21 protein-coding genes are annotated in these 24,606 nt (G+C 73.0%); 8 read left to right on the forward strand and 13 right to left on the reverse strand.

All coding sequences use genetic code 11. The features are described 5' to 3' along the window. Window positions 1-460: 460 nt before the first annotated feature. Together AB0P07_RS19040 and AB0P07_RS19045 are read right to left on the reverse strand one after the other, a co-directional pair. Window positions 461-1,507: a serine hydrolase domain-containing protein gene (locus AB0P07_RS19040; protein WP_365552035.1), complete on the reverse strand. Its 1,047-nt coding sequence runs from the start codon at window positions 1,505-1,507 to the stop codon at window positions 461-463. A gap of 77 nt (window positions 1,508-1,584) precedes the next feature. Continuing rightward, window positions 1,585-2,991 carry a multidrug effflux MFS transporter gene (locus AB0P07_RS19045; protein WP_365552037.1) on the reverse strand — a complete coding sequence of 469 codons (1,407 nt, stop codon included), beginning with the start codon at window positions 2,989-2,991 and terminating at the stop codon, window positions 1,585-1,587. A 92-nt stretch (window positions 2,992-3,083) separates the two neighbouring features. Between AB0P07_RS19045 and AB0P07_RS19050 the strand changes: the two genes are divergently transcribed. Next, on the forward strand, window positions 3,084-4,133 hold the full coding sequence (locus AB0P07_RS19050; RefSeq protein WP_365552039.1) for a Gfo/Idh/MocA family oxidoreductase: 1,050 nt from the start codon (window positions 3,084-3,086) through the stop codon (window positions 4,131-4,133). Here AB0P07_RS19050 and AB0P07_RS19055 read toward each other — a convergent pair. Further along, on the reverse strand, window positions 4,120-5,802 hold the full coding sequence (locus tag AB0P07_RS19055; RefSeq protein ID WP_365552041.1) for an alkaline phosphatase D family protein: 1,683 nt from the start codon (window positions 5,800-5,802) through the stop codon (window positions 4,120-4,122). The two genes, AB0P07_RS19050 and AB0P07_RS19055, sit on opposite strands and share 14 nt — an antisense overlap. 132 nt (window positions 5,803-5,934) lie before the next feature. Between AB0P07_RS19055 and AB0P07_RS19060 the strand changes: the two genes are divergently transcribed. Next, window positions 5,935-6,804: an SDR family oxidoreductase gene (locus tag AB0P07_RS19060; protein WP_365552043.1), complete on the forward strand. Its 870-nt coding sequence runs from the start codon at window positions 5,935-5,937 to the stop codon at window positions 6,802-6,804. Window positions 6,805-7,042: 238 nt separating this feature from the next. On the opposite strand, the gene AB0P07_RS19065 is transcribed toward AB0P07_RS19060, so the two are convergent. Beyond that, window positions 7,043-7,369, reverse strand: coding sequence for a nuclear transport factor 2 family protein (locus AB0P07_RS19065; protein ID WP_102928549.1), 327 nt, complete (start codon window positions 7,367-7,369; stop codon window positions 7,043-7,045). 121 nt (window positions 7,370-7,490) lie between these two features. Here AB0P07_RS19065 and AB0P07_RS19070 point away from each other — a divergent pair, with 121 nt between their 5' ends. Continuing rightward, the gene (locus AB0P07_RS19070) at window positions 7,491-8,033 is read left to right on the forward strand and encodes a DoxX family membrane protein (protein WP_125632199.1); all 543 of its coding nucleotides are present in this window, start codon (window positions 7,491-7,493) and stop codon (window positions 8,031-8,033) included. Between the two features lie 35 nt (window positions 8,034-8,068). After that, entirely contained in the window at window positions 8,069-8,407 is a 339-nt protein-coding gene (locus tag AB0P07_RS19075) for a MazG-like family protein (RefSeq protein WP_365552046.1), read from the forward strand. Between the two features lie 115 nt (window positions 8,408-8,522). Here the strand turns inward: AB0P07_RS19075 and AB0P07_RS19080 are convergent, their stop codons facing one another. Further along, the gene (locus AB0P07_RS19080; RefSeq protein ID WP_365552048.1) at window positions 8,523-9,539 is read right to left on the reverse strand and encodes a polysaccharide deacetylase family protein; all 1,017 of its coding nucleotides are present in this window, start codon (window positions 9,537-9,539) and stop codon (window positions 8,523-8,525) included. Between the two features lie 38 nt (window positions 9,540-9,577). Beyond that, window positions 9,578-10,606, reverse strand: a complete 1,029-nt coding sequence (locus AB0P07_RS19085) for a glycoside hydrolase family 11 protein (protein WP_365552050.1) — start codon at window positions 10,604-10,606, stop codon at window positions 9,578-9,580. Window positions 10,607-10,922: 316 nt separating this feature from the next. Between AB0P07_RS19085 and AB0P07_RS19090 the strand changes: the two genes are divergently transcribed. After that, complete coding sequence (locus tag AB0P07_RS19090; protein WP_365552052.1) at window positions 10,923-11,972, forward strand: LLM class flavin-dependent oxidoreductase; 1,050 nt, start codon at window positions 10,923-10,925, stop codon at window positions 11,970-11,972. Between the two features lie 134 nt (window positions 11,973-12,106). Here the strand turns inward: AB0P07_RS19090 and AB0P07_RS19095 are convergent, their stop codons facing one another. Further along, a complete protein-coding gene (locus tag AB0P07_RS19095) occupies window positions 12,107-13,348 on the reverse strand; it encodes a hypothetical protein (protein WP_365552054.1) in 1,242 nt (413 codons plus the stop codon). A 153-nt stretch (window positions 13,349-13,501) separates the two neighbouring features. Further along, window positions 13,502-14,962, reverse strand: coding sequence for a PHB depolymerase family esterase (locus AB0P07_RS19100; protein WP_365552056.1), 1,461 nt, complete (start codon window positions 14,960-14,962; stop codon window positions 13,502-13,504). 293 nt (window positions 14,963-15,255) lie between these two features. Between AB0P07_RS19100 and AB0P07_RS19105 the strand changes: the two genes are divergently transcribed. The 3 genes from AB0P07_RS19105 (at window position 15,256) to AB0P07_RS19115 (ending at window position 19,852) form a co-directional block, all read left to right on the forward strand. Then, window positions 15,256-16,083: a 3-hydroxybutyrate dehydrogenase gene (locus tag AB0P07_RS19105; protein ID WP_365552057.1), complete on the forward strand. Its 828-nt coding sequence runs from the start codon at window positions 15,256-15,258 to the stop codon at window positions 16,081-16,083. 195 nt (window positions 16,084-16,278) lie between these two features. Continuing rightward, window positions 16,279-17,682: an MFS transporter gene (locus tag AB0P07_RS19110; protein ID WP_365552059.1), complete on the forward strand. Its 1,404-nt coding sequence runs from the start codon at window positions 16,279-16,281 to the stop codon at window positions 17,680-17,682. 175 nt (window positions 17,683-17,857) lie between these two features. Beyond that, complete coding sequence (locus AB0P07_RS19115) at window positions 17,858-19,852, forward strand: GAF domain-containing protein (RefSeq protein WP_365552061.1); 1,995 nt, start codon at window positions 17,858-17,860, stop codon at window positions 19,850-19,852. Here the strand turns inward: AB0P07_RS19115 and AB0P07_RS19120 are convergent. From AB0P07_RS19120 to AB0P07_RS19140, 5 genes are all read right to left on the reverse strand, one after another. Continuing rightward, complete coding sequence (locus AB0P07_RS19120; protein WP_365552467.1) at window positions 19,845-20,771, reverse strand: alpha/beta hydrolase; 927 nt, start codon at window positions 20,769-20,771, stop codon at window positions 19,845-19,847. The two genes, AB0P07_RS19115 and AB0P07_RS19120, sit on opposite strands and share 8 nt — an antisense overlap. Window positions 20,772-21,039: 268 nt before the next feature. Further along, a complete protein-coding gene (locus AB0P07_RS19125; protein WP_365552063.1) occupies window positions 21,040-22,167 on the reverse strand; it encodes a branched-chain amino acid ABC transporter permease in 1,128 nt (375 codons plus the stop codon). Beyond that, the gene (locus AB0P07_RS19130; RefSeq protein WP_365552065.1) at window positions 22,164-23,051 is read right to left on the reverse strand and encodes a branched-chain amino acid ABC transporter permease; all 888 of its coding nucleotides are present in this window, start codon (window positions 23,049-23,051) and stop codon (window positions 22,164-22,166) included. The genes AB0P07_RS19125 and AB0P07_RS19130 overlap by 4 nt, the downstream gene beginning before the upstream one ends. After that, entirely contained in the window at window positions 23,051-23,809 is a 759-nt protein-coding gene (locus tag AB0P07_RS19135) for an ABC transporter ATP-binding protein (protein WP_365552067.1), read from the reverse strand. The genes AB0P07_RS19130 and AB0P07_RS19135 overlap by 1 nt, the downstream gene beginning before the upstream one ends. Next, the gene (locus tag AB0P07_RS19140) at window positions 23,806-24,603 is read right to left on the reverse strand and encodes an ABC transporter ATP-binding protein (RefSeq protein WP_365552069.1); all 798 of its coding nucleotides are present in this window, start codon (window positions 24,601-24,603) and stop codon (window positions 23,806-23,808) included. The genes AB0P07_RS19135 and AB0P07_RS19140 overlap by 4 nt, the downstream gene beginning before the upstream one ends. Window positions 24,604-24,606: the final 3 nt, after the last annotated feature.

Raw genomic sequence — 24,606 nt, forward strand, 5'->3', positions numbered from 1 at the left:
GTGTCCGCCCGCAGCGGTTGGCGCGTCAACACCGGGGAAGATCTGTGGCCGACCGATTCCGCGCCGTTCCGAGGACGGACACCCCCCGACCCGGCCCCGACCCACCCACCGAACCCAAGGCGCTACGCGCACCCTACCCAACCCGCACCGGCGCCGCAGGCACCCCGGCCCCCCACCGAACCCGCACAGGCGCCGCAGGCACCCCGCACCACCCACCGCGAACCCCGCACAAGCGCCGCAGGCACCCCGCGCCACCGCCGGAGGCACCCGCACAGGCGCCGCAGGCACCCGCCCCCCGCACCGAACCCCGCACCGGCTCCGCAGGCACCCCCCACCACCACGCACCCGCACAGGCCGCCGCAGGCACCCCGCACCACCACCGAAGGCACCCGCACCGGCGCCGCAGGCACCCCGCACCACCGCCGGAGGCACCCGCACCGGCGCCGCAGGCACCCCCTGGTCAGACCCGTACCGCTCGCGCCACCCTCGTGCACAGTGCGGCGCGTGGGCCGTTGGAGGCGGGGCGGCGGCGGGGGTGGACGGTGTTGGCGAGGAGGATGGCGAAGGTGTCCGTCGCGCGGTCGAGGACCAGCATCGTGCCGGTGAAGCCGGTGTGGCCGGCCGTCCCGCGCCCCGCCAGCTCGCCCATGAACCACGGCTGGTCGAGGACGAAGCCGAGCCCCGGTTCGGTGAAGAGCAGCTCCACGAAGTCGGGTCCCAGGATGCGAGCCGGCCCGTGGGAGCCCCCTGCCAGCAGCGTCCGGCTGAAGACCGCGAGGTCCCGCCCCGTCGAGAACAGCCCCGCGTGACCGGCCACCCCGCCCAGCGCCCACGCGTTCTCGTCGTGGACGACCCCGCGCAGCATCCCCCGGTCCACCTTGGCCCAGGGCCGCCGCTGGTCCTCCGTGGCCGCCGCGCCGGGGCACGGCCCGAAGCGCGTCGCCGTCATGCCCAGCGGCCGGGTGATCCCGTCGCGGACGAGCACGTCGAGGGTGCGGCCGGTGATGCGCTCCAGGACCTGCTGCAGGATCAGCATGTTCAGGTCGGAGTAGCAGTACGTACCGGGCACCCCCACCGGCGGCTCCGCGCGCAGCCGCCGCAGCCGTTCCTCGTCGTCGGCACAGTCGTACAGCGGGAGTTCGGGCCGCAGCCCGGAGGTGTGGGTGAGCAGCTGCCGTACGGTGACGCGGTGCCGGGCCGCGGCCCGGAAGTCCGGCAGGTAGGCGGCGACCTCCGCGTCGATGCCGAGCGTGCCCCGCTCGATCTGCTGCACGGCGGCGACCGCGGTGAACAGCTTCGTCAGGGAGGCCAGGTCGAAGGGCGTGTCGACACTCATCGGCACCCGGGAGTCCGCCGGCAGCTCCACGCCCGTGTCGCTGTACGGCTCGTAGGCGGCGTAACGCACCGCCCACCCCGCCGCCTTCTCGACGGCGAGCACGGGCCCGCGCCCGACGGCCACGACGGCGCCCGCGGCCCAGGGGCGTTCACCGGCCGTGAGGTCGTGCACCTGGGCGACGACACCGCGGAGTCCTTCGGGATCGAGTCCGGCCCGCTCCGGGGTGTCGCCGCGCAGTCTCGGAGCACTCAGTTGTCCGCTCCCTTGCCAACTCCCTTGCCTGCTCCTCTGCCGACTCCCTTGCCCGCCCCCTGCCCACGGCACATGGTCACGAGGAAGCCGAGCGCCACCGCCGCCGCCGCCAGCTGGACCACGGCCATCGGTACGGCGGTGTCCTCCCCGGCGATCCCGACCAGCGGGGAGGCGACGGCACCGATGAGGAAGGAGGACGTGCCGAGCAGCGCGGAGGCGGAGCCGGCGGACTGCTTGACCCGCATCAGGGCGAGGGCCTGGGTGTTGGGCAGGCTGATGCCCATCGCGGACATCAGCACGAACAACGCGGCGGCGACCGGCCCGAGCCCGACCTCGCCGAAGACCCCCAGGGACATCAGCAGCAGCGCGGTCGCGGCGGCGATCACGACGAGGAGGCCGAGGCCGAGCACGCGGTCCAGCCTGACCCGTCCGACCAGGATCTTGCCGTTGATCTGCCCGACCACCACGAGCCCGATCGAGTTGAGGCCGAACAGCAGGCTGAACGTCTGCGCGGAGGCCCCGTAGATCTCCTGCATGACGAACGGCGACGCCGCGACGTAGGCGAACAGCGAGGCGAAGGCGAATCCGCCCGCGAGCATGTACCCGGTGAAGGCGCGGTCGGCGAGCAGCCCCCGCATCGCGCGCAGGGTGTCGCCGACACCGCCCGCGTGCCGCTCCGCGACGGGCAGCGTCTCGGGCAGCCTGGCCCACACGACCACCCCGAGCACCACGCCGACCACGACGAGGACGACGAACACGCCCCGCCAGTCGGTGAAGCGCAGGATCTGCCCGCCGATGAGCGGCGCGACGACGGGTGCGACGCCGGAGATCAGCATGAGGGTGGAGAAGAAGCGGGCCATGGCCACACCGTCGTACAGGTCGCGTACGACGGCGCGGGCGATGACGATGCCGGCGGCGCCCGCGAGTCCCTGGACCAGCCGGAAGGCGACGAGGACCTCGACGGTGGGCGCGACGGCGCACAGCGCGGTGGCGACGACGTAGACGGCGAGCCCGGCCAGCAGCGGACGCCGGCGCCCCCACTTGTCGCTCATGGGGCCGACCACGATCTGCCCGAGGGCCATGCCGGCCAGGCAGGCGGTGAGCGTGAGCTGGACGGTGGCGGCGGGCGCGCTCAGGGACCGGGTGACCTCCGGGAGTGCCGGGAGGTACATGTCCATCGCCAGCGGAGGCGTGGCGGTGAGGCTGCCGAGGATGAAGGTGACGAGCAGACCGATGCGGCGGGTGGCGGCCGACGTACGGGCGGCCGGCCCCGTTCCCGGTCCGGCCGCCCGTACGGGCTCCCCGGTGTTCACGTGTGACGATGACGGCGACGGCGATGACGGCGTTGGCGGCGTGGTCATGTCCGGTGACCGATGCGGTATGGACGGCCCGCGCTCGGGCATGTGCCCCTCCCTCTTATACGGATCCGCCGCCTATGCTCTCAGCTCGTACGCGTTTGAACGAACCTGAGCGAGGGTGGGGCAGGGTGGCAGCGGTGACCGGGCAGAAGGTGCGCTGGGGGATTCTCGCGACCGGCGGGATGGCGGCGCGTTTCACGGCGGATCTGGTCGATCTGCCGGACGCGGAGGTCGTGGCGGTGGCGTCGCGGACCGAGGCGTCGGCGAAGGCGTTCGCGGAGCGGTTCGGGATACCGCGGGCGTACGGCGGCTGGGAGACGCTGGCGCGGGACGAGGACGTCGACGTGGTGTACGTCGCGACCCCGCACTCGGCGCACCGGACGGCGGCCGGCCTGTGCCTGGAGGCGGGCCGGAACGTGCTGGGCGAGAAGCCGTTCACGCTGAACGCGCGCGAGGCGGCGGAACTGGTCGCGCTCGCCCGTGAGAGGAACGTCTTCCTCATGGAAGCGATGTGGATGTTCTGCAACCCGCTGGTGCGGCGCCTGAAGACGCTGGTCGACGACGGCGCGATCGGCGAGGTCCGCAGCCTCCAGGCGGACTTCGGCCTCGCGGGCCCCTTCCCGCCCGCGCACCGGCTGCGCGACCCGGCGCAGGGCGGCGGCGCGCTGCTCGACCTGGGGGTGTACCCGGTGTCGTTCGCGCAGTTGCTGCTCGGTGAGCCGTCGGACGTCGCCGCACGGGCGGTGCTCTCCGAGGAGGGCGTCGATCTGCAGACGGGTGCGCTGCTGAGCTACGCCGGCGGCGCCCTCGCCTCCCTCCACTGCTCCATCACCGGCGGTACGCCCAACTCCGCGTCGATCACCGGCTCCGAGGGCCGCATCGACGTACCGAACGGCTTCTTCTTCCCGGACCACTTCGTGCTGCACCGCACCGGCCGGGACCCGCAGGAGTTCCGGGCCGACCCGGCCGACGGCCCCCGCGAGAGCCTGCGGCACGAGGCCGAGGAGGTGATGCGGGCCCTGCGCGCCGGGGAGAGCGAGTCGCCGCTGGTCCCCCTTGACGGCACGCTCGCCGTGATGCGGACGCTCGACGCGATCCGGGACCGCGTCGGCGTCCGCTACCCGGGAGAGACGGGAGGGCCGGGGGAATCCGGAGACACGGCGGAGCCGCTCGTCACGCCGGCTTGAGCCCCGGCTCCCCCGCCTCCGTCACGAAGGACCCGGCGGTGGTGAGCGGCGCACCCTCGGTGCTGACGTGGGACACCGTCTTGAAGTCGGCCCGCGCCGACCGGCGGCCCAGGGACACCGTGGCGTAGCCGCGCCGCCCGTTGAAGAACTTCAGGTGCGGGTTGGCGGCCATGAGGGTGTCCCAGTTGGACGGTTCCTCGGAGCCGTCGCCGCCGCTGGTGATCGAGGTGGTGACGATCTCCGTGCCCAGGGTGCGGGAGTCCGGGTCGTCGAAGTCGCGCTTGATGTCGAAGCCGTAGTGCACGTGCACGTCGCCGGTGAGGACCATGAGGTTCTCGATCCCGGCGGCCTGCGCGCCGGCCAGCACCCGCTCGCGGGAGGCGGGGTAGCCGTCCCAGGAGTCCATGGAGACCTTGGACGGCGTACTCGTGGAGTTGTACCGCTGGGAGAAGGTGACCTGCTGGGGCACCACGTTCCACAGGGCGTCGGACCGGTGCCAGCCGTTGATCAGCCAGCGCTCCTGGGCGTCGCCGGTGAGGGTGCGGGCGGGGTCCTCGGACTCGGGGCCGGGGAACTGCCAGCCGTCGCCGTAGGCCTGGTCGGAGCGGTACTGGCGGGTGTCGAGCACATCGAACTGGGCGAGGCGCCCCCAGTGCAGACGGCGGTAGAGCCGCAGGTCGGGGCCGTCGGGCAGTTGGGGCCTGCGCAGCGGCATGTTCTCCCAGTAGGCGCGGTACGCGGCGGCCCGGCGGATGAGGAACTCCTCCGGCGGGACGCTGTTCTCCGGCGTCTCGTCGGCGTAGTTGTTCTCGGTCTCGTGGTCGTCCCAGGTGACGACGAACGGGTGCGCGGCGTGCGCGGCCCGCAGGTCGGGGTCGGACTTGTAGAGGGCGTACCGCAGCCGGTAGTCCTCCAGCGTCACCGTCTCGTGGTTGAAGTGGGCGGGCAGGGTGCCGGCCGGGTAGGCGCGGGAGCCGCCGGTGGCGTTGACGGCGTACTCGTAGAGGTAGTCGCCGAGGTGGAAGACGACGTCGACGTCCTCCCGGGCCAGGTGCTTGTAGGCGGTGTAGTACCCCTGGTCGTACTTCTGGCAGGAGACGAGGCCGAAGGTGAGGTCGGCGACCCGGCTGTGCCGCGCGGGCGCGGTGCGGGTCCGGCCGGCCGGGCTGACGTAGCGGCCCGCGCGGAAGCGGTAGTGGTAGACGTGGCCGGGCGCGAGGTGGCCGACCTCGACGTGCACGGTGTGGTGGAACTCGGGGTGGGCGGTGGCCCGGCCCCTTCTGACGACGCGGCGGAACCGTTCGTCCAGGGCCACCTCCCAGCTCACCTCGACGCGTTTGGCGGGCAGCCCGCTGTCGGCCTGGTACGGGACCGGGGCCAGGCGCGTCCACAGCAGTACGGAGTCGGGCTGCGGGTCGCCCGAGGCGACGCCGAGCGTGAAGGGGTCGGCGGTCAGCTGCGCGGCGTCCAGCTCGGCGGCGCTCGCGGTGCCGGCGGCCGGCAGGTTCACGGAGAAGGCGAGCGCGGCGGCGGCGCCGGTGACGGTCAGGAAGCGGCGGCGGCCCAGGCTGCGGGCGGCGGCACGGAGTTCGGGCGCGTGCGAGGACTGCGACCGGGCCGAGCCCGGGGTCGGGACCGGGGTCGGGACCTGGTGGTTCGCGGGTGTCATCCGTTCCTCCCCTTGCGGTGGTTGCAAGGGGAATTCGAAGGGCCGGGAGCGACCCGGGCTTGGCGCGGACATGGCGATCACATGTCGGACGAATGAGTTCCGCATGTTCCGCGACCCGTACGCTGCCGAGTCATGAACACCGTGAGAACGAGCGACGAGGAACGCGCCGACGAGCAACGCAGCCACGAGCAACGCGTCGGCGAAGGGCGCACCGGCACGCGGAAGGTGGCCGTCGTCACGGGCGCCGGTTCCGGCATCGGCCGGGCGGTCGCCGTCGAACTGCTCGCCGCCGGCTGGTCGGTGGCCCTGGCCGGCCGCCGTCCCGAGCCCCTGGCCGAGACGGCCGCGGTGGCACCGGCGGGCTGGGGGTACCTCCCAGGCCGTTCAGGCACTGGGGGAGGCACACCGCTCACCGTCCGCGCCGACGTGTCACGCCCGGAGGACGTGGCGGCCCTGTTCGGCGCGGTGCGCGACCGGTTCGGGCGTCTGGACCTGCTGTTCAACAACGCGGGGACGTTCGGCCCCGGGGGCGTGCCGGTCGAGGAACTGCCCTACGACGCCTGGCGGCACGTGGTGGACACCAACCTCAACGGGGCGTTCCTGTGCGCGCAGGCGGCGTACCGGCAGATGAAGGAGCAGGACCCGCGGGGCGGCCGGATCATCAACAACGGCTCGATCTCGGCGCACACGCCGCGCCCGCACTCGGTGGCGTACACCGCGACCAAGCACGCGCTGACGGGCCTGACCAAGTCACTGTCGCTGGACGGCCGCCCCTACGGCATCGCGGTCGGCCAGATCGACATCGGCAACGCGGCGACCGACATGACGGCCGGGATGCAGACCGGCGCGCTGCAGGCCAACGGGGAGACGGCACCCGAGCCCGTGATGGATGTCGCCGACGTGGCGCGCACGGTGCGGCACATGGCGGAGCTGCCCCTGGAGGCGAACGTGCAGTTCGCGACGGTCCTGGCGACGGCGATGCCGTACGTGGGGCGCGGCTGAACCCGTTCACACGATCGGAATTTCACAATCCGCGGTATTGCGGCCGGTGGAGGACGTATGCTCAAATCTCCTTCACCAGAACTTCACACTTGAAGCGTTGGTCTTTCACAAGACCCTTCGACAACGCTCCATGGGCCATACCGAGGGGGGAGGCGGCAGCCGTTCCACCACACCGGTCGCACCGGTGGGCGGAACGGCTGCCGCACCGTTTCCGCTTCTGTTCTGTTTCTTTTCCCAGTTACGCCTGCCCGGTCTCGAAGCGGGCGATCCGGCCCTCCTCGTCCACGGTGAAGTCCCACCGGGTGCGCATCTCGCCCCAGGTGTCGTTGCGGTAGCGGGCGATGAGGGCGCGACCGCCGTTCGACTCGTTGTCGACCTCCATGTGGCCGTTGGAGGAGAAGATCTCCTGGTCGATCCACTGGTCGAGGTTCCGGTCGTCTCCGTCGTCGGCCATGGTGGCGTCCGGGGCGAGCAGCGAGAGGAAGGCCTCGCGGTCGTGGGCGTTGACGGCGGTGACGAAGGCGCGGACGGCCGGGTCGCTGAGTCGCGTGGTCTGAATCGTCATGGCGGCAGCGTCACACCGGCTCCGCGCCCCCGCCACCCGAACGCCGCCCGTGACGGGCCCGCGTGGCGCGGAGGGGCGACGGTGGGCGGGTGAGCCACCCACAGCGTACGAGGGAGCCGACGTGAACTGTTTCGACCGGCGTGATCTGGGCCTGCTGCTGCTCCGGCTCGGCACCGGCGGCGTCCTGGCGGCGCACGGGTCGCAGAAGCTGCTCGGCTGGTTCGGCGGCGGCGGGATCGAGGCCACCGGCCAGGCCATGGAGGCCATGGGCTACGCACCCGGCCGGGCCAGCGCCACCGCGGCGGGCCTCGCGGAGGCGGGCGGCGGCATGCTCCTCGCCCTGGGACTGGCGACCCCGGCGGCGGGTGCGGCGGCGGTCGGCGCGATGGCCGGCGCCGCGGCGGTGCACGCCCCGAACGGCTTCTTCGCCCAGGCCGGCGGCTACGAGTACGCGGCGTCCCTCGGCCTGACGGCGGCGGGCCTCGCGGTCTCGGGCCCCGGCCGGCTCTCCCTCGACCACGCCCTCGGCCACGCGGTCAACCGCAACTGGATGGTCCCCGCCGCGCTCGCGGCGACGGCGGCGGCCACGACGGTGGTCGTGGGGGCGCGGAACAGGCGGCTGCGGAAGGCCGCCGAGGGACAGCAGGAACCGCTGTTCGACTGACCGCACCCGGCCGTCCCCGTGGCACGCTGCTCCCCATGAGCGATCACCCGCACGGCGCGCGAGCCGACCTCTGGAGCACCGTCGACGACCTGTGGAAGTGGCTGGAGGCGGACGAATCCGTCCGCGGCCGGGAGGGCCTGCTGCTGCGCATGATGAAACTGTCGGAGGAGGTCGGCGAGGTCGCCGAGGCGGTGATCGGCGCGACCGGCCAGAACCCGCGCAAGGGCGTCACGCACACCTGGGACGACGTGCAGGCGGAGCTGTGCGACGTCGCGATCACGGCGTTGGTGGCGCTGCGCACCCTGACGCCCGAGGCCCGCGAGGTCTTCGGCCGGCACCTGGCCCGGGTGGCGGGACGCTCGCAGGGCAGGTGAACACGCACGGAGGTCCGACGGGCCCCGGAAGTAGCCTCTGGCGGTCCGCCCGGAGGTCCGCACCCGTGGGAGTCGGTCACGGGTGCGGACCGGTCAGGGTCCGGTCACGGCCCGGTCAGGCCGCGCTGCAGGACACGGTCGGCCAGGTCCAGTTGCCGTTGGCCTGGATGGTGGCACCCCAGTTGTTGCCACTGCCGTTCGACTTGGCGGTCAGCGTCTGCGCGTTGGGATAGCTCGCGTTGACGTTCCAGGTCGACATGACCTTCGCCGGGGACGGCACGTTCATCGTCACCGTCCAGTCACTGGCCCCGCTGACGGACACGTTGAGGTTGTAGCGGTCACCCCACCGCTGCCCGGCGGACAGCGTCGCGGTGCAGGCACCACCGCCACCACCGTTGTCACCTCCCCCGCCGTCCCCGCCGCCACCGCTGCCGTCGGGGGCGACCGCACGGCCGGTCTGCGGCGAGATCATGCCGGAGCACAGCCCCTTGCTCGCCAGGGTCTGCGCGATGCGCGGGATCGCGGCGAGGGTGTTGGCCGGCCAGTCGTGCATGAGGATGACCTGGCCGTTGCCGAGGCGTGAGACGGCCTGCACGATCGCGTCGGTACTGGCGTTGTTCCAGTCCTGCGAGTCGACGTCCCAGATCACCTCGGTCAGCCCGTACTTGGCCTCGACCGACCGGAGCGTCGCGTTGGTCTCGCCGTACGGCGGCCGGAACAGCTTGGGCGTCCCGCCGCCCGCGCCCGCGATCGCCTGCTGGGTGCGGGAGATCTCGGAGTCCATCTGGGCCTGGCCGAGCTGGGTCATGTGCGGGTGGGTGTAGCTGTGGTTGGCGACCCACATGCCGGCGTCGACCTGGGCCCGGACCAGGGACGGGTTCTGGGCGGCGTACTGGCCCTGGTTGAACATGGTGGCCCGCAGCCCGTTCTGCCGGAGCGCGTTGAGCAGGGACTGGGTGCTGCCGGAGGGGCCGTCGTCGAAGGTGAGCCCGACATAGCCGTTGCAGGCCGCGGCCTGGGCCGGGGCGGCGCTCCCGGCCCAGGCGGTGCCGGCGGCGGCGAGCGCCGTGACGGCGACACCGGTGGCCAGGGTGCGCAGGGGGCGCGACGAGGCACGTGATCCGGTACGCATACGAGTGATTCCTCCTCTCTGAGCGTGCGGTGGCGGGGTCATCCCGCGCTGCAGGAGACGGAGGGCCAGGTCCAGTTGCCGTTGGCCTGGATGGTGGCGCCCCAGTTGTTGCCGCTGCCGTTCGACTTGGCGGTCAGCGTCTGCGCGTTGGGATAGCTCGCGCTGATATTCCAGGTCGACATGACCTTCGCCGGGGACGGCACGTTCATCGTCACCGTCCAGTCACTGGCCCCGCTGACGGACACGTTGAGGTTGTAGCGGTCGCCCCACTTCTGCCCGGCGGACAGCGTGGCGGTGCACCCGCCACCCCCGCCGCCACCGCCACCGCCGTTGTCGCCGCCACCGCCGTTGTCGCCGCCACCGCCGCTCGTACCGCCCACGTTGATGTTGGAGCTGCCGCTGCTCTGGTAGCCCTCGGTGGCCATGATCATGTAGTAGCTGAAGTTGCCGAGCGGCATCCCGGCCCGCGCCCACGCGTCGAAGTGGTTGCCGGTGGTGATGGTGCCGCCGGTCCGCTTCGACTGCCGCACGCTCCAGTACTGGTCGAAGGTGCGGGTGCCCTCGACGGAGGGCTTGTTGACGCGGGTCGTCTTGTAGATGTCGTAGGTGCCGCCGTCACTGGTGACGGTGCCCTTGTACTCGCCCGTGGGCCGGTAGGTGCCCCAGTTGTCGACGATGTAGTACTCGACGAGCGGGTTGGACGTCCATCCGTAGAGCGCCAGGTACGCGTTGCCCGACGGGTTGAAGGTGCCCGAGTACTGCACGGTCCGGCGACCGCCGTTGGCCCAGCCCTTGCCGGCGACGAAGTTGCCCGTGTTGCGCCACGAGGTGCTGTACTGACCGCCGGACCCCATGTTCATGGAGACGGTGCCCTGGCTGTCGGTCCAGAACGAGTAGTAGTAGCCGTTGTTGGTGCCCTCCTGGTTGGTCGTGACGACCGTGTCGGCCTGGGCGGTGCCCGGCAGCATCAGCGCGGCGAGCGCGGCCAGCGCGACGGCCCACGCACTCCTGATCAGCAACGTGACGGGGCCTCGTCTGCGGCGCCTCGGTTGGACGAGCAGGTTCATGGGGGGTGTTCCTCTCCTGCGGAGGTGCGGACAACGGCGCCAGTGTTGGCCTGCACTCGTCAAGCGTCAACAGTTTCGGTAGAAGTTTCGAAACCTTCGCCATGCCGGAGGAAGCCCCGCGTGAAAGGAAGTTGCAGCTCATCCCGCCCACAACCCGCACCACCACACCGACGACAGAAGCATCCGACAGGAGGTGCCGGAAAGAGCGAAGAAAGCTTCCGAAAGTTTCGAGACTCAGGCTCTGGACAGCCGCGGCGCGACCTCACATCCTCGGTGGAGGCAGAGCACCGTTCCCCACGACGGAAGTTGGTCGCTCGTGAAGTTCAGCTACGCGATGCTCCCCGACTACCCGCTGGCCGAGTCCCTGGACTCGATCCGGCTCGCCGACGCACTCGGCTTCCACGCCTGTTACGCCGCCGACGAGACCTGGCACAAGGACCTCTGGCTCCTCTTCGCCGCGGCGGCCGACCGCACGAACCGCATCCGCCTGGGCCCCAGCGTCTCCCCGGTGACGCTGCGCGAGCCGACCCTGATCGCCCAGGCCCTCGCCACGCTCGACGAGCTCTCGGACGGGCGTGCCGAAGGCGTCCTGTCCAGCGGCAACTTCGGCCTGCTGGCCCAGTACCGCATCGACTGGTCCCGCACCAGGCCGCTGTCCCGGGTCAAGGAAGCCCTGCACGTGATGCGCACCTTCCTGGACGAGGGCGCGATCACGCACGAGGGCGAGTTCTTCTCCTACGACGGGCTGTTCACGTTCGCCCGTCCGGTCCAGGACCGGCTGCCGCTGAAGCTCGGCGCGATGCGCGGACCGAAGTCCTTCGAGGCGGCCGGGGAATTGTCGGACGGCTGCCACCACGCCCTGAGCTACACCCGCGAGGCCTACGAGTACGCGGTGCGGCACATCAGGGCGGGCGCGGAGCGGGCCGGCAAGGACTGGCGCTCGCTGGACATCGGGGCCTGGGTGGTCTTCGCCACCGGGCCCGACTCGGCGACCGCCAAGGAGGCGGCGCGCAGCATGGTCGGCATCTACGCCTCCTCCATGCCCGAGGAGCAACTGCGCCGCAACGGCGTCGACCCGGCGGAGCTGAAGCCGGTCATCGACGCGATCGGCGCCGGCGACCTGGCCCGCGGCATCGAACTGACCACCCCGGAGATCGCCGACCGCCTCTCCGTCGCGGGCACGCCCGAGGAGTGCCGGGAGAAGATCGAGCGGGACATCGCGCCCAGCGGCGTCAACCACGTGATCTGCGCGATCACCGACCGCGCTCTGGTGAGGGCGTTCACGGGCCGGGACCTGGCGGGGGCGGCCGACGTGAACGCGCAGCTGCGGCTGATCGCGGAGCGGGTGATGCCGGGGCTCGAGTGAGGGCGTGGCTGCGGGGGCGCGGGTGAGGCGCGTGACTGCGGGGGCGCGGGTGAAGCGCCCGGGTGCCGCGGCGCCGGCGCGGCACCGCGCACTCCTCCGGGTGCGCTGCGAAGCCGTACGGGCGTGCCCGGGGATCACCCGAAGGGGCCGAAGTCCCTCATCTGCTCCATCGTGTTCTCGTGGCTCCGCTTCACATAGTCGTCGGCGGCCTGGTTCAGAGCCTGGTCACGGGCGCTCCGCAGTTTCCCGTAGGTCTGGGGGCTGAACTGCTCGATCTTCTGGACGGCGTCCGCGCCGTCGCCGAACTTCTTGGCCGTCGCCAGCCCACCGAGGATCATCGACCCGAGCTTGACCCCCGCCTTGATGCCGGGGTGCGGGATGGCGTTCGCGACCTGCCCCACCGCCCCGCTCGTCGCCACGGAGCCGAGGACGGTCCCCTCCATTTCCCGCTTCTTCGACTCCAGCGTTTCGTCGAACTGAGCCATGAGCCGCTGGCTCTCCTCCGGGCTCGCCTGCTGCGCGGCCCGCTCGACCACCTGGCGCACCTTGTCCTCGCCCTCGAGCGCGACCCAGGCTGCCCAGCGCATCCCTTCCGTCACGCTCTCCGCACTCGGCGCGGGCTCGGTGAACACCGCGGCGCGACTGGTGACGGCCGACTGCGCCCCCTTGCCCAGTCCCGTCAGGAACGGACTGTCCGACGTGTGATCCCCCATCTTCTGCCGTGCCAGCTTCGCCAGCACGTCGGCGAGCGGACCGGAGCTCGGCCCGCCCTGGGACGCCCCGGGACCGCCGCCACTCGACTGCCGCTGGTTCATCTGCCGCAGCATCGCGCTCGGAGTGGCGGGACCGGGCGCCCGCTGCGGCTCCGCGAGGGCCTTGATGACGCGGGCGCAGATGACGTCGACCAGTTCCTCCGCGCCCGCTTTGCTGTCCTCGTAGACGTGGTTCTTCTCGTCGGCCAGGAGGCCCTTGATCACGGTAACCGCCGCGAACTCCACACGACCTGACGCCCCGAGACCGAGGTTGGCTCCCATGCGGGTCTTGACGCCTTCGAGGATCGAGACGTGGTACTGCCCGAGGAACGCCCGAACGCTCTCCTCGTTGCCGAGCTCCCGCGTGCTCTGCGGATTCTGCGCGTCCCGGAGGCTCACCCGCCGCTGGATCACGCCCAACCCGGCGGCGGTCTGCCGGTGCCGCTGCGGCCGAGGCTCCGAGTGTCCGGACTGACGGACCAGCTGTACGGCCGCCGCGTTGCCGGCCTTCCCCTGAAGGCCCAGCAGGCCCTGCAGTGGTCCGGGAAGGGCCGGACCGGACCGGTGAGGTGCACGCGCGTCCTTCTTGGCCCCGCCCGTCCTGGCGCTCTGATGGCTGTACAAGGAAGCTCCTCCGATGCCGTGCAGTCTCGAACTTCCTACCCGACCACCTCCCCCTGCCGCCAGGTACTCCCGAGCAGTACCGGCTGCGCGAAGGGGCAATCGTCGCGTCGAGCCGGCCCTGCGGGGTCTCAGCGGCCGGCTCGACGCGGCGGTTCAGCAGTCCCCGTCCGCGAGCACGAAGTAGCCGGGTGACGTCTCCTTCAGGGTGTGGGTGACGGCGACGTTGTACAGGCCCATGTTCTGGTTGGAGCCGTTGGCGTAGGTGTAGCCGCCGCTGTGGTGGGCGCGCCCGGCGGTGACGTGGTGGTAGTTGGTCGCCGTGTAGCACGCGGGTGCGGCGCCCGTGGTCGTCGCCGTGACCGCTCCGGACCGCGTGCCCGCCGCACCGGACGGGTCGATCGCGGCGACCGTGTAGTGGTAGGCGGTGCCCGCGCTCAGGCCGGCGTCGGTGAACGACGTGCCCGTCGGGGAGCCGACCTGGGTGCCGTCCCGGTAGACGGCGTACGAGGCGGCGCCGCTCACCGCGCTCCAGGACAGTGACGCGCCCGTGTCGGTGGTGCCGGTGACCGTGAGCCCGGCGGGGGCCGGCAGCGCGCCGTCGCCGTCGCGGGGGGCCGTGTCGAGGCCCCAGAACCTGCCGGTGTAGTAGCTGGAGCAGATGTGGTTGAGGTAGTACGTGCCGGTGCTTCCGCACTGGTCGGTGCCAGTGCCGGGGCTCACCGCGAGGCCGTGGGCCATGCCGGGGACCGAGAAGAGGGCGACGGCGGGACGGCCGGCGGAGTCGTCGTAGGTGCTCTCCGTGGTGCCGCCGGGCAGGGTCCGCGTGCCGGAGGCGGTCTGGCCGATGCCCCAGACGTCGGTCCACTGGTCGCGCAGCTCGGTGCCGTTGACGGGAGCGACCGTCTGGTCGGCGGTGCCCTGCCAGATCGCGACCCTGGGCCACGGACCGGCGTACCCGGGGTAGGAGTCGCGGACCTTGTCGCCCCACTGCTGCGGGGTGAGGTGCTGGTCGCCGTACTGGCAGCCCGACGCGGCGGCCAGGCTGGTCGCACACTGTGCGGGCAGGCCGGCGTCGACCGCGCCACCCGCGAACACGTCGGGGTAGGCGGCGAGCAGGTTCGCGGTCATGCCGCCGCCCGCGGACAGGCCGGTGACGAAGACCCGGTCGCGGTCGGTGCCGTACTGCGCCGCCGCGTGCTCGACCATCTGCACGACCGAGGCGGCCTCGCCCCTGCCGCGGGCGTCCTCTGCGGGGTCGAACCAGTTGAAGCAGGACAGGCTGTTGTTGGCCGCGCCGGTCTGCGGATAGACGACCGCGAAACCCCACGCGTCGGCGAACTTCCGCCAGCCGGAGTGGGAGTGGTAGTCGCTCGCCGACTGGGTGCAGCCGTGCATCGCCACGACCAGCGGGGCGTTGTCGGGGAGGTCGGCGGGCGCGTACTCGTACATGGCGAGGTTGCCGGGGTTGGGTCCGAAGTTCGTGACCTGCTGAAGGCCGTCGGCCGCGGCGGCGGACCTGGCGAGCGGGGACAGGGTGACCAGGCCGGCGGTGAGAGCGAGCGCGGCGGCCAGGGTGCAGCGTGCGAAGGCGCCGCGCGGGGTGAAGGAACGCATGCGGGTGACTCCCGTGAGTGGTGGGGTGGGAGGACTGCTGCGGACGCGGCGGCGGACACCACCCGCCCGCTGATGTACCGGCGTGCTGGGAGCGGACCGTACGACCGCGCCGGCGACCGCGACATGGGCGCGGCAGCCGGACCGGGCGCCCGCACGGTGGTGGTCGGGACCATGGCGCCGACGACGCCGTTGTGGCAGAGGGAGGGAATGGTGGACGACACCATCCCACGGCCCGCGATTGTGTGACGGTCCCACGTGTCTGAGGCCACCCATCCTTCCTACGGTGATCCGCCATGGAGAGCACCGAGAACCCCGCCGAGGGCCCGGACCGGCGCCCCGGCCCGGGCGGCACCGCCCCGCCCGGTCACCCCACCCACCGGTTCCTGGCCGGACGCAAGGCCCTGGTCACGGGGGCCGCCGGCGGAATCGGCCGGGCCTGTGCCGAGGCCTTCGCCGCGGCGGGTGCCGAGGTGTACGTCGTGGACCTGGTCGCCGAGGCCGCCAAGGACGTGGCCGCGGCGACCGGCGGCACCGCGATCGTGGCCGACCTCGCCGACCCCGACGCGGTGGAGGCCCTGCCGGACGACGCCGACATCGTGGTCAACAACGCCGGCCTCCAGCACGTCGCCCCCGTCCACGCGTTCCCGATGGACCGCTTCGCCCTGATCCAGCGGGTCATGGTGGAGGCGCCGTTCCGGATCGTGCGCCGCACCCTTCCGCACATGTACGCGCGCCAGTGGGGCCGGGTCGTCAACATCTCCTCGGTGCACGGCCTGCGGGCCAGCCCCTACAAGTCGGCGTACGTCATGGCCAAGCACGCCCTGGAAGGGCTCAGCAAGGTGGTCGCCCTGGAGGGTGCCGCCCACGGCGTCACCAGCAACTGCCTGAATCCCGGCTACGTCCGCACCCCGCTCGTCGAGGACCAGATCGCGGACCAGGCGCTCGCCCACGACATCCCGGCGGGTGAGGTGGTCGAGCGGGTCTTCCTCGAACGCACCGCGATCAAGCGGCTGATCGAGCCGGCCGAGGTCGCCGGGGCCGCCCTGTGGCTGTGCGCCGAGAACACCGGCTACGTCACGGGCTCCTCGCTGCCGCTGGACGGCGGCTGGACGGCCCACTGAGAAACCGCCGGCCGGCACCACCTGGGAGCCCGCCGGCACCACCGCTGAGAACCCACCGAACCACCGCTGTCCGCCCCCGGCAGTAATCCCTTCGACCCACCCCCCACCGCCCACTCCCCCGGACCCGCTCGACCGTCCCCGACGTCCCCCGAGCCCGGCGGATCCGACCCTTATCGCCCCGAGACGGTGACACACATGGCCAGCGCTCACACCGCCGTGAACGAACCAGGCAGCCCCAAGAAACCGGCCGGCCTCCACAAGGTCGTCGCGGCCAGTCTCGTCGGCACCACCATCGAGTGGTACGACTACTTCCTCTACGGCTCCGCCGCGGCCCTCGTCTTCGGCCGGGTCTTCTTCCCGGAGTCCGACCCGCTCACCGGCACCCTGCTCTCCTTCCTCACCTACGCCATCGGCTTCGCCGCCCGCCCCGTCGGCGCCGTCGTCTTCGGCCACTTCGGCGACCGCCTGGGCCGCAAGAAGCTGCTGGTGATCAGCCTGCTGATGATGGGCGGCTCGACCACTCTGATCGGCTGCGTCCCCGGCTACGACACGCTGGGCGTCGCCGCTCCCCTGCTGCTCACCACGCTGCGCCTGATCCAGGGCTTCGCGCTGGGCGGCGAATGGGGCGGGGCGGTGCTCCTGGTGTCCGAGCACGGCGACGCCCGGCGCCGCGGCTTCTGGGCCTCGTGGCCGCAGAGCGGCGCGCCGGCGGGCAATCTGCTGGCCGTCGGTGTCCTCTCCCTGATGACCACCGTGCTCAGCGACGACGCGTTCAACTCCTGGGGCTGGCGCGTGCCGTTCCTGCTCTCCGGCGTCCTGGTCATGGTCGGCATGTGGATCCGGCTGTCCGTCGACGAGTCCCCGCTGTTCAAGGAGGCGCTGGCCAGGTCGAAGGAGCGGGAGGCGAAGCAGCAGGCCGAGCAGTTGCCGTTCGTCGCGGTCGTCCGCGACCACTGGCGGGACATCCTGGTCGCGATGGGCGCCCGCATGGCGGAGAACATCTCGTACTACGTGATCACCGCCTTCGTCCTGACGTACTGCGTGGAACACCTCGACATCGACAAGCAGCCCGCGCTGAACGCGGTGCTGATCGGCTCGGCGGTGCAGTTCTGCCTGATCCCGCTGTTCGGCGCGCTCTCCGACCGGGTCGGCCGCAAGCCGGTCTACCTGGTGGGCGCGATCGGTGTGGGCGCGTGGTCGTGGGCGTTCTTCGGTCTGCTGGACACCCGGTCGTTCCCGGCGCTCGTCCTGGCGGTCACCGTCGGGCTGGTCTTCCACAGCGCGATGTACGCCCCGCAGGCCGCGTTCTTCTCCGAGCTGTTCGCCACCCGGATGCGCTACACCGGCGCCTCCATCGGCGCCCAGCTCTCGTCGGTCGCGGCCGGCGCCCCCGCACCGCTGATCGCCACGGCGCTGCTGGGCTCCTACGGCTCCTCCGTCCCGATCTCCGTGTACGTCGCACTGTCGGCGGTCGTCACCGTGATCGCCGTCGTCGCCGCCCGGGAGACCCGCGGCACGGACCTGGCCGCGGTCGGGCCGGCCGGGCCCGCAACGGCGGCCCGTCCGGCCGCCGACCCGAAGGAAACCGCCTCCACCTGAGCCGCCGCTGACCACCGTGGGCAAGAAGGAGGGGCTGGAGGAGGGAGCGAGAGGAGGGGGCGGTCTTCCCGCCCCCTCCTGACATGCCTCGCACGTCCCGACCCCCACCCTGCCTCTTGCCTCTCACGCCGCCGCCCTTGCGGGAGCCGCCCGCCTTCCTCACAATGGTCCGCCCATGCCCAAGAACACGTCCGTCGCCGCCCACCTGCGCCGACTCCTCGACCTCCTGGCCTCCGATGCCCCCGCCGAGGACTTCGGCACCGTCGCCACCGAGGCGCGGCGCGGCGGCGTCGACGGCGACGACCTCGCGGAGATCGAGCAGGCCACCCAGGCCGCGTTGCGCGTGCGCAGTGCGCTGCGGCAGCACCGGCGCCGGGAGGCGGAACTCACCGCCCTGTTCGACACCGCCGGGGACCTCGCGGCGCTGCGCGACCTGGACGCGGTACTGCGGTCCATCGTGCGCCGCGCCCGCATGCTGCTCGGCACCGACACGGCGTACCTGACGCTTCCCGACGAGGAGGCGGGCGACACCTTCATGCGGGTCACCGACGGCTCCGTGTCCGAGCTGTTCCAGAACCTGCGGCTGCAGCTCGGCGAGGGCCTCGGCGGCCTGGTCGCGCAGACCGCGCGGCCCTACGCCACGCCCGACTACCGCACGGACGAACGCTTCCACCACACGCACAGCATCGACGCCGGTGTCCTGGACGAGGGCCTGGTCGCGATCCTCGGCGTTCCCCTGCTGCTGGGTTCCGGGAGCGGCGGCAAGGTGATCGGCGCCCTGTTCGCCGCCGACCGCACGCCGCGCACCTTCTCCCCGGACGAGGTGGCCCTGCTGTGTTCGCTGGCCAACCACGCCGCCATCGCGATCGACACGGCGAAGGCCATGACCGACGCGCGGGTCGCGCTGGCCGAACTGGCCGAGGCCAACGCCGTCATCCGGGAGCGCTCGGCCGCCATGCAGCGGGCCGAGGAGTCCCACGACCGGCTCAGCGACCTGGTGCTGCGGGGCGGTGACGTGGCAGACGTGGCCGCGGCCGTCGCGGACCTCCTGGAGGGCGACGTCACGGTGTTCGACGCGGGAGGATGGCCGCTCACTCCGACCGCGCACGGCACCGGGGGCGCCGGCGGGAGCACGCCGGCCGGCACGAGCGGTACGGACGGCACCCGCGGTACGGACGACCCGAAGGGCACCGACGGCACCGACGACGCCGCGGCCCTGGTGCGGGCCGCCGAGGAGTCGCGCGCCACCGCCCATGCCGTGGTCCACGACGGACGCTGGGTGTGCGCGGTGCTGGCCGGGCAGGAGATGCTGGGCAGCCTGGTGCTGTCGGGGCGCCCCGACCTGGACGGCCCCGATCGGCGCCTGTTCGAGCGGAGCAGCGTCGTCACCTCGCTGCTCCTGCTGCTGCGCCGCTCGGTCGCCGAGGCGGAGAACCGGGTGCGCGGCGACCTGATCACCGACCTGCTCACGGCGCCCGACCGCGACCCCGCCGGTCTGGTGGCGCGTGGCCGCAATCTCGGCATCGACCTGAACCGTCCGCACCTGGTGCTGGTCGCCTCGACGGACCCGGACGTGCGCGACCGGCTGGCGGGCGCCGCCGTGCAGTACCTGTTCGGCGGCGACGGTGTCAGCGCGGAACACGCCGGTACGGTCATGCTGCTCCCGGACGGCGGGGCCACGCCGGGCGACGCGGCCGGCGCCGCCGCCGAGCAGCTCACCCACCTGGTGGGCGCCCCGGTCACGGTGGCCGGTGCCGGGCCCGCCGCCGGACCGCGCGCCCTCGCCGACGCCCACGCCGAGGCCGCGCGCTGTCTGCAGGCGCTCAAGGTACTGGGCCGCCGGGGAGCCGGCGGGAGCGCGGGCGAACTCGGCTTCCTCGGGGTGCTGCTGGGCGAGGACCACGACGTGGAGGGGTTCGTCAGGGCCACCCTCGGGCCGCTGCTGGAGTACGACGACCGGCGCGGCACCCAGCTGGTGCGCACCCTGGGCGCCTACTTCGGCTGCGGCGGGAGCCTGACCCGGGCCAAGGAGGAGCTGCACGTGCACATCAACACGGTGGTGCAGCGCCTGGACCGCGTCCAGGCCCTCCTCGGCCCGGACTGGAACAGCCCGGAGAACGCCCTGGAACTGCAACTCGCCCTGCGCCTGCGGCTGTTGTCCCTCAGCTGACGCCCGCCGCAACCAGCAGGCGCCCCGCCACCACACGGGCGCCCTCGTCGCCGACGACGATCGTGTAGTGGTTGGTGCCCGGGACGGGCCGGGGCCGCAGCGGGGTGCGGTCGACACCGGCGGCGGCCAGCCGCTGTTGGTCGTACAGGCCCTGCGGTTCGTCCATCAGCCCGCGTTCCGCCCACAGCAGTTCGGCCGGGCGGGGCAGCCGGTGCACCGCGTCCGCCACCGCGCCGCCCAGCTGGTCGGTGCCGTCGACGCGGACGGCGTCGAGACGGCACGGGGAACGCAGTTCGGGTTCCTCGCCGACCAGGTCGCGCTGGACGTAGGCGTCCACCCACGGCGACCAGTCACCGGCGAAGGCGGGATGGCGCTGCCAGAACTCGCGGTAGGCCGCGCGGTCGGGGAACGTCATCGACAGGCGCCGCATGGCGGGTCCGATCACGGCGGTGACGATGGCGTCGGGGCTCGGCCCGGCCGGGACCGGGAAGCTCACGCCCCCGTCCACCAGCAGCAGGGCCGAGAGCAGGTCCGGGTGGCGTACGGCGGTCAGGGCCGCGACGAAGGCGCCCATGGAGTGGCCGGTGAGGACCACCGGTCCGACGTCCAGCGCCCGCACCACGGCGGCCATGTCGTCGGCGTGCGCCGCGATGCCGTACGGGCCGGGGAGGGTGCCGCTGGCGCCCCGGCCACGCAGGTCCGGCGCCAGCAGGGTGACACGGCCGGCGAGGTGGTGGGCGACGCGGGCCCAGGTCAGGCCGTTGGCGGTGATGCCGTGCAGCGCGAGTGCCACCGGCGCGCCCGGCCGGGTGGCCGGCCAGCGCAGCACGGCCAGTTCGCCGCCGGCCACGGGCACCCGCAGTTCCTCGTACGGCGAGGGCGACCCGTACGGCGGGAAACCGGGGCTGTCGGCGGCCAGGCCGGTCGTGGGGTCCGTCGGTTCGTGTCCCGGGGTGTCCGTCACGGTGCGGGAGCCTCCTTGCGGTCGGTCGGTCGCGGGCGGAGCGGAGCGGCCCGCGAGGTGCTGGGCGAAACGGAGGCGGTCCGGGCCGCCGGGCAGCGCACGGCCGGGGCCCGCCGCTCCGCGCACGGCGGCGCGTCGCCGGCACCCGCGACTCCCGGTACGGCGGGAGGCCGGGGCCGTGCGTGGCCGGGCCCGCCGGGTCGGCGCGCCGCCACGGACCGGCTCACGGTGCCTCCTCGCGGTCGGTCGCGGCACGCTTGGTGCGGGTGGCGCGCAGGCGCGCGGGCAGCCGCACCACGCCGCCGGGGAGCAGGTATATCACCGCGACGAACAGCGCCCCGAGCAGGAACAGCGGCTGGGACAGCGGCACGCGCAGCACGGCGGGCAGGCCGGCGACGGCGCCGGAACCGGCGAGGTCGCCGAGCCGGTGGTCGGCCCAGGTGTAGAGGACGCCGCCGAGCATCGGGCCCCAGCGGGTGCCGGAGCCGCCCAGCACCACCATCACCAGCAGGGACAGGGTGAAGTCGGAGGTGGTGGTCTGCGGGGTGGCGCCGCCGGTGAGCAGCAGGTAGACGATGCCGCCGAGCGCGGCCAGGGTGCCCGCGAGGACGAAGGCGATCAGCTTGAAGCCGTAGGGCCGCAGCCCGAGCATCTCCACCCGGCGCTCGTTCTCCTTGATGCCCTCCCAGACCCGGCCGGTGGGCGAGCGCACCGCCCAGTGCACGACGGCCAGGACGAGGACCAGGTAGGCCAGCGCGACCCAGTACAGGTTGGCGGTGTGGTCGATGCCGACGAGTGAGGCGGGCAGCCGGTCGGCGGGGGCGGCCCTGCCCTCCTCGCCACCGGTGACGCCGCCCGGGTCGCGCTGGACGAGGATGGAGCCCGCCTGCGCGAAGGCGAGGGTCACCATGGAGAACCCGATGCCGCTCACCCGCAGGCTGACCGCGCCCAGCAGGGCGGACAGGGCCACGCCCGCGAGCAGACCGAGTACGGCGGAGGCGGCGAACGGCAGGCCCGCCTCCAGCATCACGGTGTTGGTGACGTAGGTGCCCGCGGCGAAGTAGAGCGCGTGCCCGAAGGAGAGCAGGCCGGTGCGGCCGAGGAGCAGGTCGTAGCCGGTGGCGAGCGCGCCGAAGACCAGGCAGAGCGCGAGGAGTTGGAGGTTGCCGGGGCTGCCGACGGGGCCGTCGAGGAGTCCCGGCAGCGGCAGCGCGCTGTAGGGGGCGACGAGCAGCACGGCCAGCATCGGGGCCGGCCACCAGCGGGCTGCCCGGCGCACCGGGCCGGTGCGGCCGGCGAGGTGGGGGTCCGCCGTGCGGACCGTGCCGCGCGGCTCGGTTGCGGTGGTCATGCGAGCCTCCCGGTCAGCCCACGCGGCCGGACGAGCAGCAGGGCGGCGAGCAGGACGACGACGGCGAGGTCGCCGAGACCGTCGGTGGTGTAGTAGTTGGCGAACTGCTGGACGAGCCCGACCGCGACGGAGGCCAGTGCGGCACCGGTGAGCGAGCCCATGCCGCCCGTCACGACGACCACGAAGGCGAAGATCAGCAGCGAGGTGCCCTGTTCCGGATCGACGGAACCGAAGTAGAGGCCGCCGATCGCGCCGCCGAGGGCGGCCGCCGCCCCGCCGAGGGCGAAGACCAGGGTGAACGCCTTGCGTACGTCGATGCCGAGGGCGGTGACCATGGCCCGGTCCTCGACGCCCGCCCGGACGACGAGCCCGTGCCGGGTACGGCCGAGGAAGGCCTTGAGCGCGACGAGCACCAGCACGGCGGCGGCGATCAGCACCAGCCGGTTGAGCGGCACCCGGGCGCCCAGCAGCCCGAAGGTGCCGGACAGGGCGTCGGGCGAGGGGAAGGGCCTGGCGTCGGCGCCCCAGATCGCGGAGAGCAGCGCGGGCACGGCCAGGCCGACGCCCACGGTGGCGAGGATCTGTTCCCGGGGACGGGTGTACAGCGGGCGGATGACGGCGAGTTCGAGGACGACCGCGGCGACCGTGCCCACGGCCGTGCCGAAGGCGACGGCGAGGACGAAGCCGAGTCCGCCGGAACCGGCGCCGGGCAGGTGACCGGAGGCGGCCCACCAGGTGCCGTAGGCGCCGACGGACATCAGCGCGCCGTGCGCGAAGTTGAGCACGTCCATCAGCCCGAAGATGAGCGACAGGCCGGAGGCGACCAGGAAGTACAGCGCGCCCAGGCCGAGTCCGGTGAGGACGAGCAGAACGACGGTGGACATCAGGCTTCCGCCTCCTGGCTCGGGACGGTTTCGGACCGGTGCGCGTGCCCGACGCCGAGCAGCCGGCGGGCGGCGTCCGCGTCGTCGAGCAGGTCGGCGGCGGGGCCGCGGTGGGCGGTGCGGCCGTCGGCGATCACGGCGCAGTGCCGGGCGAGGCGGCGCACCACGGCGAGGTTCTGCTCCACCAGCAGCACCGGCACGGCCTCGGCGGCGCGCTCGAGCACCCGGGCCACCTCGGTGACGACCTTGGGGGCGAGGCCCTTGGTGGGTTCGTCGGCGACGATCAGGCGGTTGCCGTTCAGCAGCGTGCGGGCGATGGCGACCATCTGCTGCTGGCCGCCGGAGAGGGTGCCGGCGGGCTGCCGGGCGCGGGTGCGCAACTCGGGGAAGAGCTCGTACACCAGGTCGTACGCCGGTTCGCCCGCCCCGGCCCGCTCGGCCAGCCGCAGGTTCTCCGCGACGGACAGGGCGGCGAAGACGCCGCGGTCCTCGGGGGCGTAGCCGATGCCCCGGCGGACCAGGGCGTGGGTGGGCAGGTGCGTGGTCTCCTCGCCGTCCAGCCGTACGCTGCCGGTCCGCGGGACGAGGCCGAGGACGCCTCGCACGGTGGTGGTCTTCCCGGCGCCGTTGCGGCCGAGCAGGGCGGTGGTGCCGGTGGCGGCGACGTCGAGGTCGACGCCGTGCAGGATGTGCCGGCCGCCGACGACGACCTGGAGGTCGCGCACGGTCAGCAGGGGAGACGGTGCGGCTGCGCTCACAGCCCCTCCCCGAGGTAGGCCTGCTGCACGGTGGCGTCGTCCATCACGGCCTGCGGTGCGTCCAGGGCGAGCAGCGTGCCGTGGTGCATGACGGCGAGCCGGTCCGCGAGGTCCAGCAGGACGTCCATGTGGTGCTCGACCATGAGCACGGTGCGGCCCTCGTCGCGGTGCAGGGAGCGGATCAGCTCGGTCAGCGCGGGCACCTCCTCGGCGCTCACGCCCGCCATCGGCTCGTCCAGCAGCATCAGCCGGGGCTCGCCGACGAGCAGCACGGCCAGCTCCAGCTTGCGCTTCTCGCCGTGGGACAGGACGTCGGCGGGGGTGTGGGCGCGGTGCGCCAGTTCGGTGCGGGCCAGCACGTCGGCGACCTGCCGCGGGTAGCCGTCGGCGCGGCGCCAGACGCGGTAGGAGCCGCCCTCGGCGGCCTGGGCCGCCAGCTCGACGTGGTCGGCGACGGTCATGCCCGGCCAGAGGCTGGAGGTCTGGAAGGTGCGTCCGAGTCCGCGCCGGGCCCGGGCGTAGGCGGCCTCGCGGGTGATGTCGGCACCGTCGAGCGCGATGGTGCCCCGGGAGACCGGGCTGATGCCGCTGACCAGGTTGAACAGGGAAGTCTTGCCGGCGCCGTTGGGGCCGATGAAGGCGAGGAACTCGCCGTCGTGGACGTCGAAGGACACGGAGTCGACTATGGTGGCGCCGCCGACGGTCCAGCCGACGTCGCGGAGACGGAGCACGGGCGCCGGGGCGGGGCCGGGGGCGTCCGCGGCCCGCTCGGAAGTCGTGTCGGGGGTGGCCATCCG

The organism is Streptomyces sp. NPDC085944 (assembly GCF_040686295.1).
Taxonomy (GTDB): Bacteria; Actinomycetota; Actinomycetes; order Streptomycetales; family Streptomycetaceae; genus Streptomyces; species Streptomyces salinarius.

Coding starts and splice junctions, on each gene's coding strand:
- AB0P07_RS19110 (WP_365552059.1), top strand. CDS start 16,279: ATGGCCAGCGCTCACACCGCCGTGAACGAACCAGGCAGCCCCAAGAAA.
- AB0P07_RS19055 (WP_365552041.1), bottom strand. CDS start 5,802: ATGACACCCGCGAACCACCAGGTCCCGACCCCGGTCCCGACCCCGGGC.
- AB0P07_RS19045 (WP_365552037.1), bottom strand. CDS start 2,991: ATGCCCGAGCGCGGGCCGTCCATACCGCATCGGTCACCGGACATGACC.
- AB0P07_RS19105 (WP_365552057.1), top strand. CDS start 15,256: ATGGAGAGCACCGAGAACCCCGCCGAGGGCCCGGACCGGCGCCCCGGC.
- AB0P07_RS19085 (WP_365552050.1), bottom strand. CDS start 10,606: ATGAACCTGCTCGTCCAACCGAGGCGCCGCAGACGAGGCCCCGTCACG.
- AB0P07_RS19060 (WP_365552043.1), top strand. CDS start 5,935: ATGAACACCGTGAGAACGAGCGACGAGGAACGCGCCGACGAGCAACGC.
- AB0P07_RS19115 (WP_365552061.1), top strand. CDS start 17,858: ATGCCCAAGAACACGTCCGTCGCCGCCCACCTGCGCCGACTCCTCGAC.
- AB0P07_RS19130 (WP_365552065.1), bottom strand. CDS start 23,051: ATGTCCACCGTCGTTCTGCTCGTCCTCACCGGACTCGGCCTGGGCGCG.
- AB0P07_RS19080 (WP_365552048.1), bottom strand. CDS start 9,539: ATGCGTACCGGATCACGTGCCTCGTCGCGCCCCCTGCGCACCCTGGCC.
- AB0P07_RS19100 (WP_365552056.1), bottom strand. CDS start 14,962: ATGCGTTCCTTCACCCCGCGCGGCGCCTTCGCACGCTGCACCCTGGCC.
- AB0P07_RS19140 (WP_365552069.1), bottom strand. CDS start 24,603: ATGGCCACCCCCGACACGACTTCCGAGCGGGCCGCGGACGCCCCCGGC.
- AB0P07_RS19075 (WP_365552046.1), top strand. CDS start 8,069: ATGAGCGATCACCCGCACGGCGCGCGAGCCGACCTCTGGAGCACCGTC.
- AB0P07_RS19125 (WP_365552063.1), bottom strand. CDS start 22,167: ATGACCACCGCAACCGAGCCGCGCGGCACGGTCCGCACGGCGGACCCC.
- AB0P07_RS19065 (WP_102928549.1), bottom strand. CDS start 7,369: ATGACGATTCAGACCACGCGACTCAGCGACCCGGCCGTCCGCGCCTTC.